Here is a 7,607-nt window from a genome sequence, read left to right as displayed (position 1 = left end):
ACCCCGCCCGGCCCAGCCGGCCAGCGCCGACCGTTCCTCATCGGACAACACCACTGGCTCAAGCTTCGGGCTCGGCATCCCCACACCCTACCGAGTAACAACAAACTAATGACTCAGGACACTAGCGACGGGCGATCGCCGCCCGCGCCTACAGGCCCACCAGATCGGGCCCGGATCTCCTGAATGCCGGGTTACATTCCGTGTCCCGGGTTGCTCGTTCCGGGACACCCCCAGCGTACGTGACGGGGCGGGACAAGTGGCCGACATGACGAAAAGGACTCCGCGCGTTGTGCGGGCCATCAGGACGTCCATTTTCTCTTGCCTTACACCCGCAAAGATGCCGACCGCGCTGAGTACGCTGAGCAAGCGGTTAGGGCACGCGCACCTGATGTGCTGGAACCAAGCACAGCATGGAGTGCAAGCGGGCTTCCCTTGGCTCCCGGAAGTGCCCTACGCCGTGCCCCACGCGTGCCCGGAGGGGCGGCGAACGGCGGTGTCTCAGGGGGACTCACGGTCAGGAACGAGAACGGCCCCTGACCAGGACTTCCCTGGTCAGGGGCCGTTTCTGCTGGTGTGGCGGGTCCAGGGTACGAACCTGGGTAGGCTAAGCCGACGGATTTACAGTCAGTTCTTAGCGGACGTAACCGGGCCTTGCAGCCTCGCCCCAGCGGTCCGGCGAGTGCAGACCGTCTAGCGAGGGCAGCAACGACCGCACCAGACGTGCCGATTGTGAGGGCGTTCTTCCTGGAGAAACGCACTTGTGCACTCTCTGCGGGGGCCTCCGACTCCAGGAAGCTTGGGTATCGTGGCTGCACGAACTTGCGCTATGGGGCTAGCTGCGACTGGATAAGATCACGGATAGCGCGATCTTGGGCTGCACCCTCAAGATCGTTCATGCCTTCGGAAACTTGAGCCCAATATTCCAGCACTGAGGCGACCCAGGCCCATTGATCATGTGTCAGCTTCACCGTGACGATCTCATCGCGCGGTGGCCAGGATCCGGACCCGGGGACTCCTCGGGTCCAGTGTGCGATCTGATCCCAGCCGGCTTCGCGGACACTCATCCCCATGGCCCTGATGTCTTCCCAGTCGGGGCTCTCATACCGCGTGTTTATGTGGTTGTCCGCCGTGCCGTCGATTATGTGCCATTGCCACATCGGCAACCTGATCGAGAGCTCAGCGTTTTGCTCGAGAGGAGAGGGGGCCATGACAGATCATCATGTCAGCCCGGACCATGATCCGGAACATATGCGGATTGGTACGGTACGCGAAGGCGTGCATCAAGGGTGCGTGGGACCAGCGTCACCATTGACGACGGACGCCGCGGCACCGCGCGCCCTGGCCCCCCCGGTAGCGCGGAGCGCGACACGAAGGCGGACGGGAAGCTGAGAGCGGTACGTCTTACGTTGCACGTGGCCCGATTCGCCGAGGTCAGTGGGATGGCGCCGTGCAATTAGCGTGCAACTAGGGGCGGTGATCAGGGGTCAATCGTGGTCACTCGCGGGAGGGCTGGAGCCCAGGTCAGCAGCCCTAACAGGCGTGATCGGTTTGGTTCCCAAGCTGATAGGGCGGGTTCGATTCCCGTCACCCGCTCCACCACGAAGGCCCAGGCCAGGGACATGATCCCCGACGCTGGGCCTTGATCGTTCAGGGGCTCGTGAAGAGTTCGAGGCCTAGCACGTACCCGCCTGCGTAGAACGTTGCGCAGCATGGCGCCACTGCTAAGAGGCCCGGGAGCAAGTCAGCGGACCCACCAGGCCTCAACGGCCCCCGATGAGAACCTTCATTACGGTTTCAAGGGCGCCGCTACGCGCCGCCGCCGGTCCGTCCGGGCCGGGCATGCGGCCTCTCCGGGCCGGTCCCGTCCTGGCCGACCGGTTGGTGTCGCGGGTCGTCCCGGGACGGCCAACTGCTCGACAGCCGTCTCGAGGCCGCCGCCACGATCACGCAGTACAGCCGATCGGGGATCGAACTCACCAAGTGGTCGCTGCAGATCGGCACGGACGCCGCGAGCCTGGAGCGGCAAGGTGAAGCGCCCGCCGTGGTTCCGTGACTGGCGGCGTGCGACGACTTGGCGGCGCGTCCGTGCGTCGGCGATGCTGTGACGCGTGGAGTACCTGTCCAGAGTGCCGCGACCGCCGCTGGACGGGCTGATCGACGACCTCTACTACCTGGAGGGTGCGCCGCCGTACCCCCGGCTGATGTTGCCGCCGATGCCGTCGGCGGTGCTCATCCTTAACCTCGGGGAGTCGTTCCGCATCCGCGCCGGCACCGACATCAATACGGCCGAGTACGCCGATGGCTGCGTGGTCACCATGCCCACCCGCGCCCTCGAGTTCGGCTACCCGCCGGGGACCCGGTCGGTCGGCGTGCACTTCAAGCCGTGGGGACTGGCGCCGTTCCTGCCGATGCCTGCGGCCGAACTGTGCGACCGGCCGGTGACGGTGGAACAGGTGTGGGGTCGTTCCGCCACTGCTGAGCTGCGGGACCGGTTGACCACGGTGGCCGGGCCGCAGGAGATGCTGACGCTGCTGGAGGACGAGTTGACGCGACGGCTCTGCGAGACCACCGGCCTCGGGCTGGTCCGCCACACGAGCAGCGTCATCGCGGCGGCCACGGGAGCGGTGGTGATCGGCGACCTGAGCGTGATGGTCGGCGTCAGCAGCACCCATTTGGCACAGCGCTTCAGGGAGCTCATCGGCGTCACCCCGAAGCGGCTCGCCCGCACCTACCGCTTCGCCGCCGCCGTGCTCGCGGTTGACACCGCCGGACCGGTCGACTGGGTCGACCTCGCCGGCCGCTTCGGCTACTTCGACCAGGCTCACTTCTGCCACGAGTTCCGGACGTTCACGGGGCTTACGCCGACCCGGTATGTCGACGTCCGGCGGCGGTTCCTGCGGGAACATCCCGGCCATGCGCTCGATGTCGGACCGCTCCCGGCCGATTGATTTCTTACAAGAGCCGACAGCTCCCGACACGCCAGGATGGGCACTTCCCAAGCAGAGGAGAGCCCATGGGCAAGGTGGTCATGTACAGCACGGTGTCGGTGGACGGCTTCATCGCGGATGAGAATGACCAGGTCGGACCGCTGTTCGACTGGATGTCCAGCGGAGACGTTGCGTTGGACGAGGCCGGGGGCGTGAAGGTGTCTCAGGCGTCCTACGACCACACCCGGACGTACTGGGACCAGATCGGAGTGACGATCGTCGGCCGCCACGTCTTCGACATGACCGACGGCTGGGGCGGCACGCCACCGGGCGGGATCGACCACATGGTCGTCGTGTCGCACCGGCCGAGGCCCGAAGGCTGGTACCCGGAGGCGCCGTTCCACTTCGTCGACGGAGTCGAGGCCGCTATGGCCAAAGCGCAGGAGCTCGCGGGTGACCGAACGGTTGAGGTCGCCGCAGGCGACGTCGGCGGCCAGGCTCTGGCCGCAGAGCTTGTCGACGAGGTCGCCATGGACGTCGCGCCTGTGGTGTTCGGGTCCGGCAAGCGCTACTTCGGGTCGATCGACGCACAGCAGCTGCTGGAGGACCCCCACGTGGTGATCCAGGGCAACCGGGTGCTCCACCTGCGCTACCGGGTGCGCCGATCACCGCTCTGAGCGGGTAAGTGAAGAAGCTCGTAATGCCGCCGGGCTCCGACGCGCCCGCCTGAAGAGAGCTTCAATCATGATGTTCAAAGGTGCGATGTCGTCGGTCATGGCATCCTCCCGGGATCGCGCTTCGTCTCTGACAGGTTGATGCGCCCTGCCGCCAGCGTGGTGAGGAATCCGTGGTGACCCGCAAGTGCGAACCCCCGACTTTCTTGACCGAATGACTGGCTTAGGTCGTGACGATCGCTGAGGCCGGGCGTGGTTCGGGTCCGGGCAATGGAGGGCGCGAATCCGAGCAGATACGGGAGGCCCGCAGTTCATCGAGCGCGACGCCGATCGTCATCGACTGTCCCCCGATGACGGCGTGCAGGCCGCACGATCGGCCCACCCGGTACTGAATCGTGAACGCAGGGTAGGAGTAGGTGACGGCAACCAGGACGGCAACGTCGGCCACTAACCCCACGCACCAGCACACGCCCAGCACCGTCCGGCCTCGGCGGACGGCGCAGTTGGGAGGACGGGTGCTACTTCTGAAAAGCGGACGGTCGGCGGGCTGCTGGTGGCTCTGGCGAACGTCCCTTGCTGCGCAGGTCAGGGCTGGGTGGCCGTGCCATTAAGGGCGGTCGTTTAGGGGTACTCACGGTCACTTGCGGCGTGGGAGAACGCCAGGTCAGCCGCCATGACGGGCAAGATCGCGATGGTTCCCAAGCTGATAGCGCGGGTTCGATTCCCGTCACCCGCTCCACCACGAAGGCCCAGGTCAGGGACATGATCCCTGACACTGGGCCTTGATCGTTCAGGGGCTCGTGAAGAGTTCGATGCCTAGCACCTACCCGCCTACGTAGAACGTTGCGCAGCATGGCGCCACTGCTAAGAGGCCCGGGAGCAAGTCAGCGGACCCACCAGGCCCCAACGGCCCCCGATCAGAACTTTCATTACGGTTTCAAGGGCGCCGCTCCGCGCCGCCGGCGGCCGCCCGCCCCGGCGCGCCGCGTCGCTCGTCCGCCTGGTTTTTAATCGCCCGTGGTTCCGAAGAAGGAGATCTCGTCCGGAACGTTGTCGCGGTAGAGGACGACGTAGTAGCCGAAACCACGATCCTCTACGACATCCCAGGGCGCCCCTTGCGCACGTTGGTAGTCATCTCGGGTCGGGCGGTCGGTTCCAAAGAGTCGTTGGGCGGTCTGCTGCGTCAGCGGAGCAGCCACCGCGATCTCCGACTCCTCGGCAGAACCGCAAACGTCCCAGATATCCAGCACTGAATGAGTGCCGGTCTCCTGCACGACGGGGTCTGCCCAGAGTTCCGCGACCGAGTTCGGTCGCGGACGCTCAGGCAAGCCCCAACGACCATCATGCACCCAGTGGTAATCGCCCTCCCGGAACGTCATTTCCCGCGCCGTCGCCAGTGCTGCCGCGACGTCGATGTTGTATGGCACTATGCAGTCCCAATTAGATCCGCCCACGAGGGCCTCTAATCCGCTGTACGCAATGCTCCTGCGGAAGATATCTGACCGCTCCGACAACGCATCGACGACATTGCTGAGGGCATCATGGCTGGACGTGCCCGAAGCGGGGGCTTCGCAGCCCCCAGCGCCGGAGCATTCGTTCGCGCGCGGACCTGTCTGTCACACCGTCTCGCCGTTCGCGCGGGCGCACCCTCCGGGACGGTCCGCCTGCTAACGCGGGTGCTGACAACGGCGCTGGATCGGGCTGGACGACGGTGGACGCGAGGGAGGGGCTCGGGCAGGTCAGGGGACGCCTGTGGACGGTCCTGGGTGGTGCCGATCTTGCTACGGATCAGATGCTCTCCCGTTGTAGGCGATCGGCTGGTATTGATTGAACCTCCGAGCGATGCTTGAGAGCACCCAGCGCCTGAGCTGAAGGAGGGCGAGCCGTTCGCGGCGGAGGCGAGCGGTCCGCCAGTGGGCGGGGGCACGGTCTTCAGAGTGGTTCGCAGTCGCGATCGTCTCTGTGGCGTTGGTCAGGGGCAGACCTTCCGGAACTCGGGTCCGGTCGGCACGTACTGGGTCCATTCTTGAGGTGTCAGTGTGCGCCCGGCCGCTGCGCAGACGGAGCCGACAAGGTCAGCGGGCATCGCCACGTCCCACAGCCGCACCGTCTTGTCCTCGCTGCCGGTGGCCAGGGTGCGCCCGTCGGGGCTGAAGGTCACCGAGCGGACCCCGACGGTGTGGCCGGTGAGGGGAGCGCCGATCTGGCGGCGGACGCCCACGTCCCACAACCGTGCTGTCCCGTCATTGTCGCCGCTGGCCAGGGTGCGGCCGTCAGGGCTGAAGGCCGCCGACCAGACGATGTTGGTGTGGCCGGTGAGGGGGGTGCCGATCTGGCGGCGGACGCCCACGTCCCACAGCCGCACCGTCTTGTCGGCGCCGCCGGTGGCCAGGGTGCGGCCGTCGGGGCTGAAGGCCACGGAACTGACCCCGTTGGTGTGGCCGGTGAGGGGAGCGCCGATCTGGCGGCGGCTGCGGACGTCCCACAGCCGCACTGCCTTATCGCCGCCGCCTCCTAGCAGGCCATCGCCGGTGGCCAGGGTGCGGCCGTCGGGGCTGAAGGCTATCGAGCTGCCCCACTCGGTGTGGCCGGTGAGGGGAGCGCCGATCTGCCGGCGGCTACCCACATCCCACAACCGCACCGTCCTGTCGGCGCCGCCGGTGGCCAGGGTGCGCCCGTCGGGGCTGAAGGCCACGGAGCTGACCCCGTCGGTATGGCCGGTGACGGGCGCGCCGATTTGGCGGCGGCTCTGCACGTCCCACAGCCGCACCGTGTTGTCGTGGCTGCCGGTGGCCAGGCTGCGGCCGTCGGGGCTGAATGCCATCGAGATGACGCTGTCGGCGTGGCCGGTGAGGGGGGCGCCGAACTGGCGGCGGCTGCGCACGTCCCACAGCCGCACCGTCTTGTCGCCGCCGCCGGTGGCGAGGGTGCGGCCGTCAGGCCGGTAAGCCATCGAAATGACGTTGTCGGTGTGGCCGGTGACAGGCGCGCCGATCTGGCGGTGGGCTCGCACATCCCACAATCGCACCGCGCCTGTGTGGTCACTGCTGGCCAAGGTACGGCCGTCGGTGTTGAAGACCACCGACCAGACGGTGTTGCTGTGGCCGGTGAGCGGGGCGCCGATCTGGCGGCGGCTATGCACGTCCCACAACCGCACCGTCTGGTCGCCGCCGCCGGTCGCCAGGGTACGGCCGTCAGGGCTGAAAGCCATCGACTCCCCGATTCTGGCGCCGCCGGCCAGCGGGGGGCCGATCTGGCGGCGGCTGCGTACGTTCCACAGCCGCACCGTCTCGTTGTTGCCGCTGGTGGCCAGGGTGCGGCCGTCGGAGCTGAAGGTCACCGAGCCGAAGCCGCTGGTGTGGCCGGTGAGGGGAGCGCCGATCTGGCGGCGGCTGCGCACGTCCCAAAACCGCACCTTCACGCCGTCGCTGGCGGCCAGGGTGCGGCCGTCGGGGCTGAAGGTCGCCGGCTGCATGAGGCCGGTGTCGCCGGCCAGAGGTGCGCCGATCTGGCGGTGGCCACGTACGTCCCATAGCCGCACCGTCACGAGGTCGCTGGTGGCCAGGGTGCTGCCATCGGGGCTGAAGGCCACCGAGCGGACCCAGCGGGTGTGGCCGGTGAGGGGAGCGCCGATCTGCTGACGGCTACGCACGTCCCACAACCGCACCGTCTTGTCCTCGCCGCTGGTGGCCAAGGTACGGCCGTCAGGGCTGAAGGCCACCGACCAGACGATGCCGGTGTGGCCGGTGAGGGGAGCGCCGATCTGGCGGCGGCTGCGTACTTCCCATAGCCGCGCCGTCTCGTCGTCGCCGCTGGTGGCCAGGGTGCGGCCGTCGGGGCTGAACGCAGTCGACCGGGCGGCGCCGCTGTGGCCGGTGAGGGCGGCGCGGTCGGGCTTGGCGAGGACGTTGATGAGGGCGGCGCGGCTTTCGGGACTTTTCTGCAGTCGCCAGGCCGCGGCGGCGAGCAGGGCCGATGTCACCGGGTCGGTGGACTGCTGGCTTTG

The 7,607-nt window shown here is 67.5% G+C and carries 4 protein-coding genes; 2 read left to right on the top strand and 2 right to left on the bottom strand.

Going from position 1 to position 7,607, the window contains the following annotated elements; genetic code table 11:
* Positions 1 to 2,108: 2,108 nt before the first annotated feature.
* Both ACH34Q_RS42685 and ACH34Q_RS42680 read left to right on the top strand, forming a co-directional pair.
* Complete coding sequence (locus ACH34Q_RS42685) at positions 2,109 to 2,948, top strand: helix-turn-helix domain-containing protein (RefSeq protein ID WP_395988931.1); 840 nt, start codon at positions 2,109 to 2,111, stop codon at positions 2,946 to 2,948.
* 65 nt (positions 2,949 to 3,013) lie between these two features.
* The gene (locus tag ACH34Q_RS42680; RefSeq protein WP_395988930.1) at positions 3,014 to 3,604 is read left to right on the top strand and encodes a dihydrofolate reductase family protein; all 591 of its coding nucleotides are present in this window, start codon (positions 3,014 to 3,016) and stop codon (positions 3,602 to 3,604) included.
* 1,004 nt (positions 3,605 to 4,608) lie between these two features.
* Here the strand turns inward: ACH34Q_RS42680 and ACH34Q_RS42675 are convergent.
* Positions 4,609 to 5,028, bottom strand: coding sequence for a hypothetical protein (locus tag ACH34Q_RS42675; protein WP_395988929.1), 420 nt, complete (start codon positions 5,026 to 5,028; stop codon positions 4,609 to 4,611).
* Between the two features lie 545 nt (positions 5,029 to 5,573).
* The gene (locus ACH34Q_RS42670; protein WP_395988928.1) at positions 5,574 to 7,583 is read right to left on the bottom strand and encodes a WD40 repeat domain-containing protein; all 2,010 of its coding nucleotides are present in this window, start codon (positions 7,581 to 7,583) and stop codon (positions 5,574 to 5,576) included.
* Positions 7,584 to 7,607: the final 24 nt, after the last annotated feature.

It is taken from the genome of Actinomadura sp. 9N407 (genome assembly GCF_044326315.1).
Lineage (GTDB): Bacteria > Actinomycetota > Actinomycetes > Streptosporangiales > Streptosporangiaceae > Spirillospora.
This window is presented reverse-complemented; position numbering and strand designations above follow the sequence as displayed.

What these genes read in the sequence shown, in the direction of transcription:
- ACH34Q_RS42680 (WP_395988930.1), top strand. Translation starts at nt 3,014, where the DNA reads ATGGGCAAGGTGGTCATGTACAGCACGGTGTCGGTGGACGGCTTCATC.